Below are 17,857 nucleotides of genomic sequence, written 5' to 3'. Positions count from 1 at the left end.
TCATGAGTGAAGCGCCCCTGCTCTACGCCGTGGAAGACGGCGTCGCCCGCATCACGCTGAACCGGCCCGACAGCCTCAACAGCTTCAACGCCGAGCTGCACGCCGAGATGCGCCAGGCGCTCAAGGCCGTGCGTCAGGACAAGAGCGTGCGCGCCCTGCTGTTGACCGGCAACGGCCGCGGCTTCTGCGCCGGCCAGGACCTCTCCGACCGCAACGTGGCCCCCGGCGCCGAGACGCCGGACCTGGGCGAGTCACTGGAGAAACGCTATAACCCCATGCTGCGCGCGATTAGAGACCTGCCGATTCCCACCGTCTGCGCGGTGAATGGTGTGGCTGCCGGCGCCGGGGCCAACATCGCCCTAGCCTGCGACATCGTGCTGGCGGCCCGCTCGGCCAGCTTCATTCAAGCCTTCTGCAAGATCGGCCTGATTCCCGACTCCGGCGGCACCTGGTCACTCCCCCACCTGGTTGGCATGGCCCGCGCCAAGGGGCTGGCCATGCTGGGCGACAAGCTCGGCGCCGAGCAGGCCGAGCGGTGGGGCCTGATCTGGAAAGTGCTAGACGACGAGGCCCTGCAGGACGAGGCCCTCGACCTGGCGCGCCATCTGGCCAGCCAGCCGACCCGTGGCCTGGCATTGATCAAGCGTGCCCTGCATGCCAGCACCGACAACAGCTTCGATGCCCAGCTCGATCTGGAGCGTGACCTGCAGCGCCTGGCCGGCCGCACCGCCGACTACCGCGAAGGCGTCAGTGCCTTCATGGATAAGCGACAGCCCAGCTTCAAGGGGGAGTAAGATGCCCGCCCTCTCACCCAGCGACATCATCGCCGTGATCGGCGCCGGCGCCATGGGCGCCGGCATCGCCCAGGTGGCGGCCCAGGCCGGCCATCCGGTACGCCTCTACGACACTCGCGACGGCGCCGCCCAGGCCGGCATCGACGGCGTGCGCCACCAGCTCGAGAAACGCGTGGCCCGGGGCAAGATGGCCCAGGATGAGGTGGAGGCCATCGTCGCGCGCATGACCCCGGCCGCCAGCCTGGCCGAGTTGGCCGACAGCCGCCTGGTAGTGGAAGCCATCGTCGAGAATCTCGAGGTCAAGCGCGGGGTCTTCGCCGAGCTCGAGGCCCTGTGCGGCCCCGACACCCTGCTGACCAGCAATACCTCCTCGCTGTCGATCACCTCCATCGCCGCGGGCCTTGCGCGCCCCGAGCGGGTCGCCGGGTTGCACTTCTTCAACCCGGCCCCGGTCATGAAGCTCGTCGAGGTCATCTCGGGGCTGGCCACCGACGCCGAGGCCGCGGAGACCCTCTACGCCACCGCCGCCGCCTGGGGCAAGGTGCCGGTCCACGCCAGCTCTACCCCCGGCTTCATCGTCAACCGGGTGGCACGCCCCTTCTATGCCGAGGGGTTGCGCCTGCTGCAGGAGGGCGCCGCTGATCCCGCCACCCTGGATGCCCTGCTGCGCCAGGCTGGCGGCTTCCGCATGGGCCCCTTCGAGCTGATGGACCTGATCGGTCACGACGTCAACTACGCCGTGACTCGTTCGGTGTTCGATGCCTACTACGGCGATACTCGCTTCGAGCCCTCGCTGGTACAGCAGGCGCTGGTCGAGGCCGGCCGGCTGGGCCGCAAGAGCGGCCTGGGCTTCTATGACTATCGCCAACAGGCCCAGCCAGCCGCCGCCAACCTCGCCCCACCGGTAGAAGCCGAGCTGCCGCCGCTGGTCGCCGAGGGCCAGCTCGGGATCATCGCCCCACTGGTGGCCCGCGCCGAGCAGGCCGGCCTCGAGATCGTGTATCGCGAAAGCGTCTCCGGCCAAGCGCGCCTGCGCCTGGGCGGCCTGATCCTGGCCCTGAGCGACGGTCGCTGCGCCACCGAGCGCGCCCGGGACGAGGGGCTCGAGGCCTTGGTGCTGTTCGACCTCTGCCTCGACTATGGTGAGGCCAGCGCCATCGCCCTGACCGCCAGCACGGGCACCGACGACGCGAGTCGTGACCTGGCTACGGCACTCTTCCAGCGCCTGGGCCTGGCGGTCGCCTGGCTGACCGACACCCCCGGGCTCGTGGTGCTGCGCAGCGTGGCCATGCTCGCCAACGAGGCCGCCGACGCCGTGCTGCAGGGGGTATGCAGCGCCGGTGACGGCGACCGGGCCATGCAGGCCGGCCTCAACTACCCTCGTGGGCCGCTGGCCTGGGCCGACGGCCTGGGGCTCGACTTCGTTCACCGCACCCTAACCCACCTGCAGCGGAGCTACGGCGAGGAGCGCTATCGCGCCTCCTTCCTGCTGCGCCGCAAGGCCCTGGCCGAGGAGACGTTCCATGAGTAACAGTGAACTGAGCCCCCAGCAGCTGGCCGAGGCCTGCGCCGACGCCATGTTCTCCCGCGATGGCGCCAGCCAGGGGCTGGGCATGCGCATCGAGAGCGTGGCCCCGGGGCGTGCCGTGCTCAGCATGGCCGTACGCGAGGACATGGTGCAGGGGCACGGTAACTGCCACGGCGGCTTCATCTTCGCCCTGGCCGACTCCGCCTTCGCCTTCGCCTGCAACACCTATGACGAAGCCACCGTGGCCTCGGGCTGCAGCATCGACTACCTGGGTCCAGGCCAGCTCGGCGACAGGCTTACCGCTACCGCCGAGGAGCGCAGCCGGCGCGGTCGCACCGGCATCTACGACATCACCGTATGCAACCAGCACGGTCACGAGGTCGCCCTGTTTCGCGGCCGTTCCTACAAGGTCCGCGGCACCGTACGCCGCCTGGAAGACACAGACGCCGGAGAGAACGCATGAAAGACGCCCTAATCATCGATGCCATCCGCACCCCCGTTGGCCGCTACGGCGGCGCTCTCGCTCCCGTGCGTGCCGACGATCTCGGTGCCGTTCCCATGCGCGCCCTGATGGAGCGCAATCCCTCTGTGGACTGGGCTCAGATCGACGACCTCTTCTACGGCTGCGCCAATCAGGCCGGAGAGGACAACCGCAACGTCGCGCGCATGTCGGCGCTGCTCGCCGGGCTGCCGGTGGAGGTGCCGGGCACCACCATCAACCGCCTGTGCGGCTCCGGCATGGACGCTATCGGTAACGCCGCCCGTACCCTCAAGACCGGCGAAGCGGGCCTGATGATCGCCGGCGGGGTGGAGTCCATGTCCCGAGCCCCCTTCGTGATGGGCAAGGCCGAGCAGGCCTTCTCGCGCAGCGCGCAGATCCACGACACCACCATCGGCTGGCGCTTCGTCAACCGCCAGATGAAGGCCCAGTTCGGCATCGACTCCATGCCGGAGACCGCCGAGAATGTCGCCGCACAGTTCGGAGTCTCCCGCGAAGACCAGGACGCCTTCGCCCTGCGCAGCCAGCAGCGCACTGCCGCGGCCATGGCAGCCGGCCGCCTGGCCGAGGAAATCGTTCCTGTCGAAGTGCCACGGCGCAAGCAGGCACCGCTGATCGTCGATACCGACGAGCATCCTCGCGCCTCCACCACCCTGGAGCAGCTGGCGGGGCTCCCCACCCCCTTCCGCGAAGGCGGCAGCGTGACCGCCGGCAACGCCTCGGGCGTCAACGACGGTGCCTGTGCCCTGCTGCTGGCCTCGCCGGAGCACGCCGAGCGCTTCGGCCTCAAGGCCCGTGCCCGGGTGGTGGGCATGGCTACCGCCGGAGTGGAGCCTCGTATCATGGGCTTCGGCCCGGCCCCGGCAAGCCGCAAGGTGCTCGCCCAGACCGGCCTGACCCTCGAGCAGATGGATGTGATCGAGCTCAACGAGGCCTTCGCCGCCCAGGCGCTGGCGGTGACCCGCGATCTCGGCCTTCCCGACGACGCCGAGCACGTCAACCCCAACGGCGGCGCCATCGCCCTGGGCCACCCGCTGGGCATGAGCGGCGCCCGCCTGGTGACCACCGCCCTGCATGAACTGGAACGCCGGCAGGGACGCTACGCGCTGTGCACCATGTGCATCGGCGTGGGTCAGGGGATCGCCCTGATCATCGAGCGCCTCTAATAGCGCGCACTACAACAACCCTGCGACCGGAGACCCCCATGACCCAGCTCGTAAAACCTATCGACACCGCCAGCCTCGACCACCTGGAAACCGCCAGCCTCGACGAGCTGCGCGCCACTCAGCTCAAGCGCCTGCAGTGGAGCCTCAAGCACGCCTACGACAACGTGCCCCACTACCGGAACTCCTTCGATCAGGCCGGCGTGCACCCCGAGGACATCAAGAGCCTCGACGACCTCGGCAAGCTGCCCTTTACCACCAAGGCCGACCTGCGCGACCACTACCCCTTCGGCATGTTCGCCACGCCGATGAGCGAGATCGTGCGAATCCACGCCTCCAGCGGTACCACCGGCCAGCCCACCGTGGTCGGCTATACCCAGAACGATATCGATACCTGGGCCGACGTGGTGGCCCGCTCCATCCGCGCCGCCGGCGGTAGCCGTAACGACAAGGTACACGTGGCCTACGGCTACGGCCTGTTCACCGGCGGCCTGGGTGCCCACTACGGTGCCGAGCGCCTGGGCTGTGCCGTCATCCCCATGTCCGGTGGCCAGACCGAGAAGCAGGTCCAGCTGATCCGCGACTTCCAGCCGGACATCATCATGGTCACCCCCTCCTACATGCTCAACATCGCCGATGAGATGGAGCGCCAGGGCATCGATCCGCGCGAGCTGCCGCTGCGTACCGGTATCTTCGGCGCCGAGCCCTGGACCAACGATATGCGTCTCGCCCTGGAGCAGCGCCTGGGCATCGACGCCCTCGACATCTACGGCCTCTCGGAGGTGATGGGCCCCGGCGTGGGCATGGAGTGCCTGGAGACCAAGGATGGCCCGACCATCTGGGAGGACCACTTCTATCCCGAGATCATCGACCCGGTCAGCGGCGAGGTGTTGCCGGATGGCGAGTATGGCGAGCTGGTGTTCACCACCCTCACCAAGGAAGCGCTGCCGGTCATCCGCTACCGAACGCGCGACCTCACCCGCCTGCTGCCCGGCACCGCGCGCCCCATGCGTCGTATCGACAAGATCGTCGGGCGCAGCGACGACATGCTGATCATTCGTGGCGTCAATGTCTTCCCGACGCAGATCGAGGAACTCTTGCTCAAGATCGAGCAGCTCTCACCCCACTACGAAATCGAAGTGACACGACAGGGCAACATGGACATGGTGCTCGTGCGCGTCGAGGCGAGCAGCAACGATGTCGCCCGCGACCCCGTGGCCTGCGAGCAGCTGGGCCGTGAGCTGCAGCATGCCATCAAGACCTATGTGGGCATCAGCACCCAGGTGGAAGTCTGTGGCGTGGAGGAGGTCATGCGCTCCGTGGGCAAGGCCAAGCGGGTGAAAGACTTGCGTTGACCGACCGCGGTACAGCATGAGGGCCTTTTTAAACAGAGACTTACCTCAATGCTGCGAATGGCGACACAGAATAATGGATATAGGCCGTTTTCTTGTATCGCTTTTAGAATCAGTCTGCTATGCTGAGAGACACAGCACAAGCAGTACAGGCTCAACCCATGACTGGAGAGCATAACGATGGCTTCTGAACAACAGATTTCCCGTCAAGAACAGCAGTTCATGCACAAGATCGAGGCCGAAGAGAAGATCGAGCCCAAGGACTGGATGCCCGAGAAGTATCGCAAGAACCTGATTCGTCAGATATCACAGCATGCGCATTCGGAAGTCATTGGCATGCAGCCGGAAGGCAACTTCCTCACTCGCGCGCCTTCCTTGCGCCGCAAGGCGATCCTGTTATCGAAGATCCAGGACGAGGCTGGCCACGGACTGTATCTCTACAGCGCCGCGGAAACCCTGGGGATTACCCGTGAGGAGATGATCGAGGCGCTGCAGAGCGGCCAGGCGAAGTACGCTTCTATCTTCAATTATCCTGCCCTGACCTGGGCCGACATGGGGGCGATTGGCTGGCTGGTCGATGGTGCGGCAATCGTCAACCAGGTATCCCTGCAGCGTACCTCCTATGGTCCCTACTCGCGCGGCATGATTCGTATCTGCAAGGAAGAGAGTTTCCACCAGCGTCAGGGCTACGACATCATGCTGACACTGGTTAACGGTAGTGCAGAGCAAAAAGCAATGGCTCAGGACTCCCTGAACCGCTTCTACTGGCCAGCGCTGATGATGTTCGGTCCCCACGACACCGAATCCGCACACTCCGCAAAATCCATGGAGTGGAAAATCAAGCGCGAAACTAACGATGATCTGCGCCAGAAGTTCATCGATCAGACCGCTTCACAGATCGAATTCCTGGGGCTCGAACATCCCGACAAGGAGCTCAAGTGGAACGAAGAGCGCGGGCACTACGATAGCGGCGAGATCGATTGGGAAGAGTTCCATAATGTGATTGCGGGTAATGGTCACTGCAATCGTCAGCGCCTGGAGCATCACATCAAGGCCCATGAAGAAGGCGCCTGGGTGCGTGAAGCCCTGGCTGCCTACAATGCCAAAAAGCAGGCTAATAAATCTGAAGCCGCCTAAGGAGGCATCGCCATGCAAGACAACGCCCTGGAACTCTTTGAGGTCTTTATCCGCTCCAAGCGGGGACTCGATCACAAGCATGTCGGCAGCCTGCATTCCGAGGACCATGCCCAGGCACTGGAATATGCCCGAGATGTCTATACCCGCCGCAGCGAAGGCGTGAGCATCTGGGTGGTCAAGTCAGCCGACATCTGTGCCTCCCAGGAGGATGATGCGGAAGATTTCTTCGATCCCAACGATGACAAACCTTATCGGCACGCGACGTATTACGACCTTCCCGATGCCGTCAACAACATGTAGCTGCTCAGGAGACTACGTAATGAGCGACACCATCAAGGATGCCACCCTCGAGTATGCGATTCGCTTGGGTGATGACGCCAACGTCCTGGGTCACCGAATCTCCGAATGGGTGAGTCGTGGCCCTTTCCTGGAGGAAGATATCGCCTATGCCAACGTGGCGCTGGACTACATTGGGCGAGCCCGTATGTTCTATGGCTACGCTGCAGAGATAGCGAATGACGGGCGTACAGAGGACGATTTCGCCTATATGCGCGACGACCGTCAGTACCATAACCTGCTACTGATGGAGATGCCGAAGGAAGATTTCGCCTACTCACAGGTTCGCCAGCTGTTCATCGATATCTATTACAGCTTGTTGCTCCCGGAACTCGTTGAATCCAAGGACGATACCCTGGCGGCCATCGCCGCCAAGGCGATCAAGGAAACCCGCTACCATCTGCGCCGTAGTCGCGACTGGGTGCTGCGTCTGGGCGATGGCACCGAGGAGAGTCATCGACGCACGCAACGTGCGGTGGACAGCCTGTGGGGTTATACCCATGAAATGTTCGAGATGGACGATATCGAACAACTCGTGGTTGACAATGGCATTGGCGTCGATACCACCAGGCTGCGTGACGAGTGGCATCGCCGAGTCAGCGAGATTCTCACAGAAGCGACTCTGAGCGTGCCCGAGGATGGCTGGGCGGTACGCGGTGGTCGCATCGGCTATCACACCGAGAACCTGGGTCACCTGCTGACAGAAATGCAATTTGTTCACCGTTCCTACCCTGGCTGCCAGTGGTAACCAGTCTAATGGGTGATTGTTTATGAGCGAAATCTCATTGATGCCGGAGGAGCAGTACCACCGGTTACAACAGCGTGACACTTCCGAAGTGAAGGAACTCTGGGACCTGCTCGATGAGGTCAAGGACCCTGAAATACCGGTGCTGAGCATCTGGGATCTGGGGATTTTGCGCGACATCGAGCGTCAGGGGGAACATATTGTTGTCACCATCACGCCGACCTATTCTGGCTGCCCGGCGATAAATACCATTACCGAAGACATCAAGGCCACCCTCAATGCCAGAGGCTATGAGAGTCTTGACGTGAAATTGCAGTTATCACCGGCATGGAGCTCCGAATGGATGTCGCCTGAGGGGCGTCGTAAATTACGCAATTACGGTGTCGCCCCGCCGGATGATGCCGATGCCACCGAGGATGGCTTGACACCCGACGCTCATGCGCTTTGCCCACACTGCGGATCGCGTGATACACGACTCCTCAGCGAATTCGGCTCCACCGCCTGCAAGGCACTGTTCCAGTGTCAAGCATGCAAGGAGACCTTCGATTACTTCAAGACAATATAGGCTACGTGATGTCTGACACGAACTTCTATACGTTGAGAATCGCCGACGTCCAGCCGGAGACAGAGACTGCCATCCGCGTGACCTTTGATGTCCCAGAAGAGCTGAAGGAAACCTTCGACTTCATACAGGGTCAGTTCCTGACACTGCGTACCCGGATCGACGGCGAGGAAGTACGCCGCTCCTACTCTATCTGTTCCGGCATCAATGACGGTCACATGCGCGTTGGTATCAAGCGCGTCAAGAATGGACAGTTTTCCAACTACGCCAATGATCACTTCAAGCGAGGCATGGAGATCGACGTCATGCCGCCACAAGGGAGTTTCTATACCAAGCTCGACCCGGATAATGCCAAACGCTATATGTGTATTGCGGCGGGCTCGGGTATCACGCCGACATTATCGATCATCAAGTCGGTACTCGCTGTCGAGCCCAAGAGCAAGGTGACGCTGATTTACGGCAATCGCCGCACTCATTCCATGATGTTCAAGGATGAGCTGAGTTTCGTCAAGAACCGTTACATGGATCGCTTCCAGTGGATTAACATCATGAACTACGAAGATCAAGGAGCAGATCTTCTTAACGGCATAATAGATAACAAGAAAGGCTATGCGCTGCAAAAAAGCGGCCTGATCGACATCAGGAATACCGACGAGGCCTTTATCTGCGGTCCCGAGGCCATGATGGCCGAGGTCTCTCATGGCTTCCGTCTCGAAGGCCTGAGCAACGACCAGATTCATTACGAACTTTTCGCAAACTCCGCGGCAGATTCCGAAAAGATGCTTGCGAAGGCGCAGCAGCGTATTGAAGAGTACGGCGAGGAGAAGAGCAGCAAGGTTACCGTGGTCGCGGATGGCCGTTCGGTGATGTTCGATCTGGCGACGGTCGGCGAGAACATCCTCGACGCGGGAATCGCCAACGGGATGGACCTTCCCTACTCCTGCAAGGCCGGCGTTTGCTCCACCTGCAAGTGCAAGCTGGTCGTGGGTGAAGTGGATATGGACGTGACCCATGGACTCGAGAAACACGAAATCGACGCGGGCTATGTGCTCAGCTGCCAGGCTCACCCCCTTTCCGATGAAGTAACTCTCGATTTCGATCAGCGCTGATGATCAGCCGAATCCGTGAGGGTCACATATAAAATCCTCATAATCCATCAGCCACACAAAAAATGAGTGCTGTTTTGGGTGACCTTATTATGCTCATGGCTCGGCCAGCATCAGCAGTCGGTTAGGCATCGGCGATGTTCTGGCCGCCACCGTCAGAAAGCGTGGGGTCAGAGCCTTGAGATCATAGTGCCGATTGAAGCGGTACTCGAACTCGGCCTACTATCGGCCCACTACGTGCCATGACGCCACCTCATCTACTGGCTACAACATCAGCATAGACCAGGCTGACGGGATGGTGGCTGATCACTATGCGTAATCAGGTCAAGTTTTTCACTGGGAGAACGCTTAATGTCAGTCCTTCAGAGTTACATTGCCGGCCAGTGGTTGGGTGAAACCCCAGCCAAGGCCCTGCCAAGCGCCATCAATGGCGACACCATTGCCCATACTCACGAGGAAACCATCGACTTTGCGCAAGCCGTCGAATACGGCCGCAACACCGGTGTGAAGAGCCTCCTGGCGCTGGATTTCCAGCAGCGCGCGGCCATCCTCAAAGAGCTGGCTATTTACATTCAGGAGCGCAAGGAAGAGCTGTACGCCATTTCCCATCATACCGGCTGCACTCGGGCGGATTCCGGGATCGACATCGATGGCGGCTTCGGCACCCTGTTCACCTACGCCTCCACCGGCCGCAAGGAACTGCCCTCCGGCAACGTGGCCCATGAAGGTCCGGTGGCCCAACTGGGCAAGAACAACCACTTCAACGGCACTCACATTCTGGTGCCTCGCCGTGGCGTGTGCGTTCACATCAATGCCTTCAACTTTCCCATCTGGGGCATGTTGGAGAAATTCGCTCCCGCCTTCCTGGCCGGCATGCCCTGCATCGTGAAGCCGGCCACTGCCACCAGCTACGTGACAGAAGCCGCGGTTCGCGTCATCAACGACTCCGGCCTGCTGCCCGAGGGTGCCCTGCAGCTGATCATCGGTGGTACCGGTGACCTGCTGGACCGCCTGGAAGAACAGGATTTTGTCACCTTCACCGGTTCCGCCGACACCGCCCGGAAGCTGAAAAGTCATCCCAACATCATGGCCCGCAGCATTCCCTTCAACGCCGAAGCGGATTCCCTCAACAGTGCCATCCTGGCCCCGGATGTAAACCCTGAAGACGAGGAATTCGGGATCTTCGCCAAGGAAGTGGTCAAGGAAATGACCGCCAAGGCAGGCCAGAAATGTACTGCGATCCGCCGGGTCCTGGTGCCGGCCGAACATCTGAACGCACTGGCGGAGACCATCAAGGGACGGCTGTCCAACATCGTTGCGGGTGACCCGAAAGAGGAAGGCGTGCGCATGGGCGCCCTCTCATCCAGCGATCAGCTTCGGGACGTTAACGAGGCCATCGACCGACTGCTGGAAACCAGCGAATGCGTCTTCGGCAAGCATGGCAGCTTCAAGCCCGTGGGCCAGGGCGTCGAAAACGGCGCCTTCATCGCCCCGCATTTGTTGATCAACCACCACCCGCTCAAGGACGGCGGCGCCCACGACCTCGAAGCCTTCGGCCCGGTGGCTACCCTGATGCCCTACAACGGGATTGAAGAGGCGCTGACCCTGGCCGCCAAGGGCAAGGGCAGCCTGGTGACCACCCTCACCACCCGGGACCCCGCCATCGCCGCACAAATGATCCCGGTACTGGCAGCCCAGCACGGCCGCCTGCAGATCCTAGATGCGGAAGCCGCCAAGGAATCCACCGGCCACGGCTCGCCACTCCCCATGCTCAAGCACGGCGGCCCAGGACGCGCCGGTGGCGGCGAAGAACTCGGCGGCATCCGTGCCGTCCACCACTACCTGCAGCGCACCGCCATCCAGGGCTCACCGACCATGGTCGCCGCGGTTACCCGCGAATACGTTCGTGGCGCCAAGGTGATCGAAAACGACGTCCATCCGTTCCGTCGCCATTTCGACGATCTGCAGATCGGCGAGTCCCTGCTGACCCACCGCCGCACCGTCACCGAGGCGGATATTGTCAACTTCGGCTGCCTTTCCGGCGACCACTTCTACATGCACTTCGATGACATCGCCGCCCGCAAGACTCAGTTCGGTCAACGCATCGCCCACGGCTACTTCGTGCTGTCCGCTGCTGCCGGTCTGTTCGTCTACCCGGGTGAGGGCCCCGTCCTGGCCAACTACGGCTTGGACACCCTGCGCTTCATCACCCCAGTGGCCCCGGGCGATACCATCCGCGCCCGCCTGACGTGCAAGCGCAAGATCGACCAGGGCCGAACCTCACCGGAGGGACATCCCCAGGGCGTCGTGATGTGGGACGTGGAAGTGACCAACCAAGATGACGAGCTGGTGGCCAGCTATGACATTCTGACATTGGTAGCGAAACGACAGTAAGCCTTGGGCTCTGGGGGTTGAGGGGGCTCATTCCGCCCCCTCCTCCTTGTCACCCTTTGACGCCATGGCCCATGAAGGCCTCGGCGTTGGGGCAGAAGCCGCGACACGCCTCGGCATCGACACCGTCACGCATCGCCCCCCAGCAGTGACCGACCACCGCACAGCGGTTACAGGCGGATTCCAGTACCGCCAGCTCCTCCTCCGCCATGGCAACCGGGCTCACCTTGAAGGTCTTCATCATCGCCGGCATCAACACCTCGGCGGCCTGGAAGTCGGGCACCCGACGGTCGTCGAGGGTCCGCGCCATTGCCCGCTCCAGCGACTGGTTCAGCGGCTGCTCCAGATCGCGGGCCAGCTCTTCCAGGGCCTCCGGAGCATGGCGGCGAAGCTCGCGGACCACGCGCTCCCCCTGAATGTAATCAGACAATCTTTCCATTTTCACTCTCCTCATCTGGTATCACCTACTGCTCACCTTCAGAGTAGCGCAACGGAAAACGCCCTGATTTGACAGGAGTCAAATCAGGGCGAATATAGACACACAAAAATTATTTTACTCAAATATCTCGTGTCACATTTATTCGGCGCCTCAAACTCACCTCAGTAAAGCAGTTGCGGCAGGAACAGCGCGACCCCCGGGAAGACCAGTACCAGTAGCGCACGCGCCGTCCCGGCGACCCAGAACGGCGTCACCCCGCGGAAGATCGTCCCCGTGGACACGTCCGGCAGCACCGCCCGCAGCACGAAGACGTTCATCCCCACCGGTGGGGTGATCAGGCTGATCTCGATCACGATCACCACCAGGATGCCGAACCACACCAGGTCGTAGCCCAGCCCCGCCACCACCGGGAAGAACACCGGCACCGTCAGCAGCAGCATCGACATGCTCTCGAACACGCAGCCCAGCACCACATAGATGGCGATGATCACCAGGATCACCACGAAGGGCGTCACATCCAGGCCGTTGACCAGCGCCAGCAGGTCATTGGGCAACCCCGCGCGGTTGATGAAGTTGGCAAAGATCAGCGCGGTGAGCACCACCGCGAACAGCATGGCCGTGGTGCGCACGGTGTCCATCAGCACGTTCATCAGCACCCTGGGCGTCAATGCCCGCTTGGTCAGCGCGATCAAAAAGGCCCCCATGGCGCCGATCCCCGCCGCCTCGGTGGGCGTGAACACGCCCAGGTAGATGCCACCGATCACCAGCACGAACAGCGCCAGGGTGCTGCCGACATCCTTGAGGGCGGCAAAGCGCTCACGCCAGGGCACCGTCTCGCCAGCCGGGCCGGCGTCCGGGTCGCGCCACAGCACCCACTTCACCGCGAACAGGTAGAACAGGATGCCGATCATGCCGGGAATGAAGCCCGCGGCAAACAGCTCGCGGATGCTGGTCTCGGTGAGGATGCCATAGATCACCAGCATCACGCTGGGCGGAATCAGGATGCCCAGGGTGCCGCCGGCGGCGATCGACGCCGAGGCCAGCGAGTCCTTGTAGCCGTACTTGCGCATCTGCGGCATGGCCACCCGCCCCATGGTGGCACAGGTGGCCAGGCTCGAGCCGCAGATGGCACTGAAGCCGCCGCAGGCGACGATGGTCGCCATGGCCTGACCGCCCTTGCGGTGACCGAGAAACCCGTTGGAAGCGCGGAACAGGGCATCCGAGAGTCCGGCATGGGAGACGAGGTTGCCCATCAGGATGAACAGCGGGATCACCGACAAACCGTAATCCATGCCGGTATCCACCACGCGGCGGGCGGCCATGGCCTCGGCCGCCGTCCAGTTGCCGGTCAGGTAGTAGAAGCCCACGAAACCCACGATGCCCATGGCGAAAGCCAGCGGCACCCGCAGGAAGGCCAGGATCAGCAGCGCAGCGAATACATAAAGCGACTCGATCATGGATGACCTCCCGGACTCAACGGCCCGCCGCGCTCGAGGACCCCGACACCCTCGAGCAGGTAACAGATGGCACGCAGCAGGGTGAGCAGCGCCGAGACGGCCAGCATGATCGCCATCAGGTAGATCAGGTAGCCGATGGGGATGCGCAGGAATTCGGTGACATCGCCCCAGCTGAACGCCCTGGCTCCCAGCGCCCAGACCCGTCCGGCCATCACCCACAGGGCGGCAGTCACCACCAGGTTGACGATCACCTGGCGCAACCAGATCCAGCGCGCTGGAAAGACCGCATCGAGCAGGTCGACGCTGACATGTTCCTCACGCCAGCACACCACCGGCAGCGACAGGAAGATCACCGCGGCCAGCATCAGCTGGGTCAGCTCCACGGCACCCAGAATCGGGGAATTGAAGAAGAAACGGCCGGTCACGTCCGCCGTGGTCAGCAGCATCATGCCGAAGAGGGTGGCCCCTGCCACCCCCTCCAGCACCATCTGCATGACTCGGCCGAACAGCGACACACGGGTCGTTGGAGTCGGCATGGTCGCCCTCTACTCGATGAAAGGAATCAAGACTCGGGCACCAGATCGGCGACGCTATCTTCCTCGGCGGCAACGGCCAGCTGTTCGTGGAAGTAAGCCAGGGCAGCCTCGGCATCCACACCACGATCGCTGACAGACTCCACCCAGTCGGCCACCATCTCCTCGCTGACCTGGCGCAGGGTCTCGAGATCCTCGTCACCCAGGGAGGTGAAGGTGTGACCCAGTTCCTTGGCAAACTCGACGCCACGCTCATCGGAGACATCCATCATGTAGCCGAACAGGCGCGACAGCGACTCGCCCGACACGCTCTCGATGGCCTCGCGGTCCTCGGCCGAGATCCGGTCCCAGATCATCGGGTTGACCACGATGGTGAAGCTGCCGCGGTAGAAGCCCCCATCGACCCTCAGGGTATAGGGGAAGATCTCGGCCACCCGGAAGCTGCGCAGGCCTTCCGGCACCAGCATGGCACCGTCGATGACCCCCTGAGAACCGGCCTCGTAGACACTGGTGGGCGGTAGCGCCACGCCGGTCAGATCGAGGGCGTTGGAGAGATCGCCCATCACGCCGCCGCCGACACGGATGCGCTGGCCCTCAAGCTCATCGAGAGTCTCGACCTTCTCGCTGGTGAAGATCCAGCCTGGGCCATGCACGCCGGCCGCTACCACATCGACACCGCGATGCTCACCGGCCTCGGCCAGGTACTCCTGGTGGGTACGCCAGTAGGCGGCGGAGGCCGACTCGGAGGAGAACTCCTCGAAGGTCGGAAATTCGGGCAGCTTGGTCAGCTCGAACCGGCCGGCATTGTAACCGTGAAACACCCAAGTGGCATCGGCGATACCGTCGGCCACCATGGCCATCTGCGAGTCGGGCGGCCCCATGTCGTGAACCACATCGACGGTGACCCGCCCCTCGGTGGCCTCTTCGATCCAGGCCTTCCAGGTCGGCCAGACCATGGTGTTGATGCCGTGGTTGGGACCCGCCCAAGTGCTCACCGTGATAGTCGTCTGGGCCAGGGCGGATGTGCTCATGAGGGCGGCAGTCAGGGTGCCGACCATCAGGCCTGTTGTCTTGTACATTGTTCAATTCCTCCATCATCACAGGCAGCGGGCGTGCTCGCCGGGAAGCGGCTTTCGAGTACCAAAAACGATACACTAAAATCCTTTTTCCCGTCCATTCAAGGAACACGTTCGAGCATACAATGCCTTCGGTCATCACCCACACGCAACGTATTCCCGACCAATGGTTAATAAAACTTAAGTCGTATAAAAAATAAATCCTTTAAAAACATGAAATTATAATAGTACATAAGAAGATATTAAAAGAGAAATATATAATGCATGCCTCCACATTGTGACTAGATCCTGTTACATCAAGTAGCTTGCAAACAAAAAACCGGCAACATATCGCTGCCGGTCACGGAGAGAAACCTCGTCGGGCACAACATCACGACGGGTGATCAGCCGATCCGCTCCAGCTGCCGCTCGAGCTTGCCCATGGCATTGAGCAGGTCGCGGTACTCGCCCGCACTCAGGGTCGCCACGAGCTCCGCCTCCCAGTCCTGAGCCTCCGGGATCAGGCGCGAGAGCAGCCGTGCCCCCGCCTCGGTCAGGTGCAGGTCATGGACCCGCTGGTCCCGGGCGGAGGGCATCCGAGTCACCAGACCACGATCGACCAGCGCCTGCACTGCTCGGGAGACCCGTGCCTTGTCCATGTTGGTGTAGGCGCAGACCTTCTTGGCGGTCAGGTCATCGCAGTGGCTGAGCCAGGCCAGCACACGCCACTGGGCCACGTTGAGGTCGTAGCGCTCGGCGTACATGCGCGCCAGCTCGTCGCTGATGCGGTCGGCCAGCCGGTTGAGTCGATAGGGCAGGAACTGGTTGAGGTCCATTTCCGGCTTGGGAGGAAGGCCCGCCTCCGCAGCCCCCGCAGGCTCTTGTGGCATCTTCGGTCGCCCTTCCATCTCCATATTTCTCCTAGTAAAGCAGTTGCGGCAGGAACAGCGCGACCCCCGGGAAGACCAGTACCAGTAGCGCACGCGCCGTCCCGGCGACCCAGAACGGCGTCACCCCGCGGAAGATCGTCCCCGTGGACACGTCCGGCAGCACCGCCCGCAGCACGAAGACGTTCATCCCCACCGGTGGGGTGATCAGGCTGATCTCGATCACGATCACCACCAGGATGCCGAACCACACCAGGTCGTAGCCCAGCCCCGCCACCACCGGGAAGAACACCGGCACCGTCAGCAGCAGCATCGACATGCTCTCGAACACGCAGCCCAGCACCACATAGATGGCGATGATCACCAGGATCACCACGAAGGGCGTCACATCCAGGCCGTTGACCAGCGCCAGCAGGTCATTGGGCAACCCCGCGCGGTTGATGAAGTTGGCAAAGATCAGCGCGGTGAGCACCACCGCGAACAGCATGGCCGTGGTGCGCACGGTGTCCATCAGCACGTTCATCAGCACCCTGGGCGTCAATGCCCGCTTGGTCAGCGCGATCAAAAAGGCCCCCATGGCGCCGATCCCCGCCGCCTCGGTGGGCGTGAACACGCCCAGGTAGATGCCACCGATCACCAGCACGAACAGCGCCAGGGTGCTGCCGACATCCTTGAGGGCGGCAAAGCGCTCACGCCAGGGCACCGTCTCGCCAGCCGGGCCGGCGTCCGGGTCGCGCCACAGCACCCACTTCACCGCGAACAGGTAGAACAGGATGCCGATCATGCCGGGAATGAAGCCCGCGGCAAACAGCTCGCGGATGCTGGTCTCGGTGAGGATGCCATAGATCACCAGCATCACGCTGGGCGGAATCAGGATGCCCAGGGTGCCGCCGGCGGCGATCGACGCCGAGGCCAGCGAGTCCTTGTAGCCGTACTTGCGCATCTGCGGCATGGCCACCCGCCCCATGGTGGCACAGGTGGCCAGGCTCGAGCCGCAGATGGCACTGAAGCCGCCGCAGGCGACGATGGTCGCCATGGCCTGACCGCCCTTGCGGTGACCGAGAAACCCGTTGGAAGCGCGGAACAGGGCATCCGAGAGTCCGGCATGGGAGACGAGGTTGCCCATCAGGATGAACAGCGGGATCACCGACAAACCGTAATCCATGCCGGTATCCACCACGCGGCGGGCGGCCATGGCCTCGGCCGCCGTCCAGTTGCCGGTCAGGTAGTAGAAGCCCACGAAACCCACGATGCCCATGGCGAAAGCCAGCGGCACCCGCAGGAAGGCCAGGATCAGCAGCGCAGCGAATCCATAAAGCGACTCGATCATGGATGACCTCCCGGACTCAACGGCCCGCCGCGCTCGAGGACCCCGACACCCTCGAGCAGGTAACAGATGGCACGCAGCAGGGTGAGCAGCGCCGAGACGGCCAGCATGATCGCCATCAGGTAGATCAGGTAGCCGATGGGGATGCGCAGGAATTCGGTGACATCGCCCCAGCTGAACGCCCTGGCTCCCAGCGCCCAGACCCGTCCGGCCATCACCCACAGGGCGGCAGTCACCACCAGGTTGACGATCACCTGGCGCAACCAGATCCAGCGCGCTGGAAAGACCGCATCGAGCAGGTCGACGCTGACATGTTCCTCACGCCAGCACACCACCGGCAGCGACAGGAAGATCACCGCGGCCAGCATCAGCTGGGTCAGCTCCACGGCACCCAGAATCGGGGAATTGAAGAAGAAACGGCCGGTCACGTCCGCCGTGGTCAGCAGCATCATGCCGAAGAGGGTGGCCCCTGCCACCCCCTCCAGCACCATCTGCATGACCCGGCCGAGGCGCGACCCGCCTGTTGGTATGCGAATCATGAAAAAC

18 protein-coding genes and 1 pseudogene are annotated in these 17,857 nt (G+C 62.6%); 11 read left to right on the top strand and 8 right to left on the bottom strand.

The window, feature by feature from the left end:
* Positions 1 to 2: 2 nt before the first annotated feature.
* From paaG to paaE, 10 genes are all read left to right on the top strand, one after another.
* Positions 3 to 794, top strand: coding sequence for a 2-(1,2-epoxy-1,2-dihydrophenyl)acetyl-CoA isomerase PaaG (gene paaG / locus FHR94_RS06930; RefSeq protein WP_183324897.1), 792 nt, complete (start codon positions 3 to 5; stop codon positions 792 to 794).
* Position 795: 1 nt separating this feature from the next.
* Entirely contained in the window at positions 796 to 2,325 is a 1,530-nt protein-coding gene (paaH, locus tag FHR94_RS06925) for a 3-hydroxyacyl-CoA dehydrogenase PaaH (RefSeq protein ID WP_183324896.1), read from the top strand.
* Positions 2,318 to 2,785 carry a hydroxyphenylacetyl-CoA thioesterase PaaI gene (gene paaI, locus FHR94_RS06920; RefSeq protein ID WP_183324895.1) on the top strand — a complete coding sequence of 156 codons (468 nt, stop codon included), beginning with the start codon at positions 2,318 to 2,320 and terminating at the stop codon, positions 2,783 to 2,785. Before paaH ends, paaI begins: the two co-directional genes overlap by 8 nt.
* Positions 2,782 to 3,987 (top strand): 3-oxoadipyl-CoA thiolase, encoded by a 1,206-nt coding sequence (pcaF, locus tag FHR94_RS06915; protein WP_183324894.1) that lies wholly within the window; start codon positions 2,782 to 2,784, stop codon positions 3,985 to 3,987. The genes paaI and pcaF overlap by 4 nt, the downstream gene beginning before the upstream one ends.
* Before the next feature lie 38 nt (positions 3,988 to 4,025).
* Positions 4,026 to 5,339: a phenylacetate--CoA ligase PaaK gene (gene paaK / locus FHR94_RS06910; RefSeq protein WP_183324893.1), complete on the top strand. Its 1,314-nt coding sequence runs from the start codon at positions 4,026 to 4,028 to the stop codon at positions 5,337 to 5,339.
* A gap of 177 nt (positions 5,340 to 5,516) precedes the next feature.
* On the top strand, positions 5,517 to 6,473 hold the full coding sequence (gene paaA / locus FHR94_RS06905) for a 1,2-phenylacetyl-CoA epoxidase subunit PaaA (RefSeq protein WP_183324892.1): 957 nt from the start codon (positions 5,517 to 5,519) through the stop codon (positions 6,471 to 6,473).
* 12 nt (positions 6,474 to 6,485) lie between these two features.
* On the top strand, positions 6,486 to 6,773 hold the full coding sequence (gene paaB, locus FHR94_RS06900; protein ID WP_183324891.1) for a 1,2-phenylacetyl-CoA epoxidase subunit PaaB: 288 nt from the start codon (positions 6,486 to 6,488) through the stop codon (positions 6,771 to 6,773).
* 19 nt (positions 6,774 to 6,792) lie between these two features.
* Positions 6,793 to 7,557: a 1,2-phenylacetyl-CoA epoxidase subunit PaaC gene (gene paaC, locus FHR94_RS06895; protein WP_183324890.1), complete on the top strand. Its 765-nt coding sequence runs from the start codon at positions 6,793 to 6,795 to the stop codon at positions 7,555 to 7,557.
* Between the two features lie 22 nt (positions 7,558 to 7,579).
* On the top strand, positions 7,580 to 8,119 hold the full coding sequence (paaD, locus tag FHR94_RS06890) for a 1,2-phenylacetyl-CoA epoxidase subunit PaaD (RefSeq protein WP_183324889.1): 540 nt from the start codon (positions 7,580 to 7,582) through the stop codon (positions 8,117 to 8,119).
* A gap of 8 nt (positions 8,120 to 8,127) precedes the next feature.
* Positions 8,128 to 9,225 (top strand): 1,2-phenylacetyl-CoA epoxidase subunit PaaE, encoded by a 1,098-nt coding sequence (gene paaE / locus FHR94_RS06885; RefSeq protein WP_183324888.1) that lies wholly within the window; start codon positions 8,128 to 8,130, stop codon positions 9,223 to 9,225.
* A gap of 93 nt (positions 9,226 to 9,318) precedes the next feature.
* On the opposite strand, the pseudogene FHR94_RS06880 reads toward paaE, so the two are convergent.
* Positions 9,319 to 9,441 (bottom strand): annotated as a pseudogene (locus FHR94_RS06880) (IS1595 family transposase); the annotation flags it as partial.
* Between the two features lie 132 nt (positions 9,442 to 9,573).
* Here FHR94_RS06880 and paaZ point away from each other — a divergent pair.
* A complete protein-coding gene (gene paaZ / locus FHR94_RS06875) occupies positions 9,574 to 11,616 on the top strand; it encodes a phenylacetic acid degradation bifunctional protein PaaZ (RefSeq protein WP_183324887.1) in 2,043 nt (680 codons plus the stop codon).
* Between the two features lie 49 nt (positions 11,617 to 11,665).
* Here the strand turns inward: paaZ and FHR94_RS06870 are convergent, their stop codons facing one another.
* The 7 genes from FHR94_RS06870 to FHR94_RS06840 all read right to left on the bottom strand — a co-directional run bounded on the left by FHR94_RS06870 (position 11,666) and on the right by FHR94_RS06840 (position 17,850).
* Positions 11,666 to 12,052: a hypothetical protein gene (locus tag FHR94_RS06870; protein WP_183324886.1), complete on the bottom strand. Its 387-nt coding sequence runs from the start codon at positions 12,050 to 12,052 to the stop codon at positions 11,666 to 11,668.
* Positions 12,053 to 12,213: 161 nt separating this feature from the next.
* Positions 12,214 to 13,509, bottom strand: a complete 1,296-nt coding sequence (locus FHR94_RS06865) for a TRAP transporter large permease (protein ID WP_183324885.1) — start codon at positions 13,507 to 13,509, stop codon at positions 12,214 to 12,216.
* Entirely contained in the window at positions 13,506 to 14,045 is a 540-nt protein-coding gene (locus FHR94_RS06860; protein WP_183324884.1) for a TRAP transporter small permease, read from the bottom strand. Before FHR94_RS06860 ends, FHR94_RS06865 begins: the two co-directional genes overlap by 4 nt.
* Positions 14,046 to 14,071: 26 nt before the next feature.
* Positions 14,072 to 15,121, bottom strand: a complete 1,050-nt coding sequence (locus tag FHR94_RS06855; protein ID WP_183324883.1) for a TRAP transporter substrate-binding protein — start codon at positions 15,119 to 15,121, stop codon at positions 14,072 to 14,074.
* A gap of 380 nt (positions 15,122 to 15,501) precedes the next feature.
* On the bottom strand, positions 15,502 to 15,987 hold the full coding sequence (locus FHR94_RS06850; RefSeq protein WP_183324882.1) for a MarR family winged helix-turn-helix transcriptional regulator: 486 nt from the start codon (positions 15,985 to 15,987) through the stop codon (positions 15,502 to 15,504).
* 31 nt (positions 15,988 to 16,018) lie between these two features.
* Complete coding sequence (locus tag FHR94_RS06845; protein ID WP_183324881.1) at positions 16,019 to 17,314, bottom strand: TRAP transporter large permease; 1,296 nt, start codon at positions 17,312 to 17,314, stop codon at positions 16,019 to 16,021.
* Complete coding sequence (locus FHR94_RS06840; protein ID WP_183324880.1) at positions 17,311 to 17,850, bottom strand: TRAP transporter small permease; 540 nt, start codon at positions 17,848 to 17,850, stop codon at positions 17,311 to 17,313. The genes FHR94_RS06845 and FHR94_RS06840 overlap by 4 nt, the downstream gene beginning before the upstream one ends.
* Positions 17,851 to 17,857 lie beyond the last annotated feature (7 nt).

The organism is Halomonas cerina (assembly GCF_014192215.1).
GTDB classification, from domain to species: domain Bacteria; phylum Pseudomonadota; class Gammaproteobacteria; order Pseudomonadales; family Halomonadaceae; genus Halomonas; species Halomonas cerina.
This window is presented reverse-complemented; position numbering and strand designations above follow the sequence as displayed.

Coding starts and splice junctions, on each gene's coding strand:
- FHR94_RS06865 (WP_183324885.1), bottom strand. CDS start 13,509: ATGATCGAGTCGCTTTATGTATTCGCTGCGCTGCTGATCCTGGCCTTC.
- paaD (WP_183324889.1), top strand. CDS start 7,580: ATGAGCGAAATCTCATTGATGCCGGAGGAGCAGTACCACCGGTTACAA.
- pcaF (WP_183324894.1), top strand. CDS start 2,782: ATGAAAGACGCCCTAATCATCGATGCCATCCGCACCCCCGTTGGCCGC.
- FHR94_RS06845 (WP_183324881.1), bottom strand. CDS start 17,314: ATGATCGAGTCGCTTTATGGATTCGCTGCGCTGCTGATCCTGGCCTTC.
- paaI (WP_183324895.1), top strand. CDS start 2,318: ATGAGTAACAGTGAACTGAGCCCCCAGCAGCTGGCCGAGGCCTGCGCC.
- FHR94_RS06840 (WP_183324880.1), bottom strand. CDS start 17,850: ATGATTCGCATACCAACAGGCGGGTCGCGCCTCGGCCGGGTCATGCAG.
- paaE (WP_183324888.1), top strand. CDS start 8,128: ATGTCTGACACGAACTTCTATACGTTGAGAATCGCCGACGTCCAGCCG.
- paaG (WP_183324897.1), top strand. CDS start 3: ATGAGTGAAGCGCCCCTGCTCTACGCCGTGGAAGACGGCGTCGCCCGC.
- paaC (WP_183324890.1), top strand. CDS start 6,793: ATGAGCGACACCATCAAGGATGCCACCCTCGAGTATGCGATTCGCTTG.
- paaZ (WP_183324887.1), top strand. CDS start 9,574: ATGTCAGTCCTTCAGAGTTACATTGCCGGCCAGTGGTTGGGTGAAACC.
- paaH (WP_183324896.1), top strand. CDS start 796: ATGCCCGCCCTCTCACCCAGCGACATCATCGCCGTGATCGGCGCCGGC.
- FHR94_RS06855 (WP_183324883.1), bottom strand. CDS start 15,121: ATGTACAAGACAACAGGCCTGATGGTCGGCACCCTGACTGCCGCCCTC.
- paaK (WP_183324893.1), top strand. CDS start 4,026: ATGACCCAGCTCGTAAAACCTATCGACACCGCCAGCCTCGACCACCTG.
- FHR94_RS06870 (WP_183324886.1), bottom strand. CDS start 12,052: ATGGAAAGATTGTCTGATTACATTCAGGGGGAGCGCGTGGTCCGCGAG.
- FHR94_RS06850 (WP_183324882.1), bottom strand. CDS start 15,987: ATGCCACAAGAGCCTGCGGGGGCTGCGGAGGCGGGCCTTCCTCCCAAG.
- paaA (WP_183324892.1), top strand. CDS start 5,517: ATGGCTTCTGAACAACAGATTTCCCGTCAAGAACAGCAGTTCATGCAC.
- paaB (WP_183324891.1), top strand. CDS start 6,486: ATGCAAGACAACGCCCTGGAACTCTTTGAGGTCTTTATCCGCTCCAAG.
- FHR94_RS06860 (WP_183324884.1), bottom strand. CDS start 14,045: ATGCCGACTCCAACGACCCGTGTGTCGCTGTTCGGCCGAGTCATGCAG.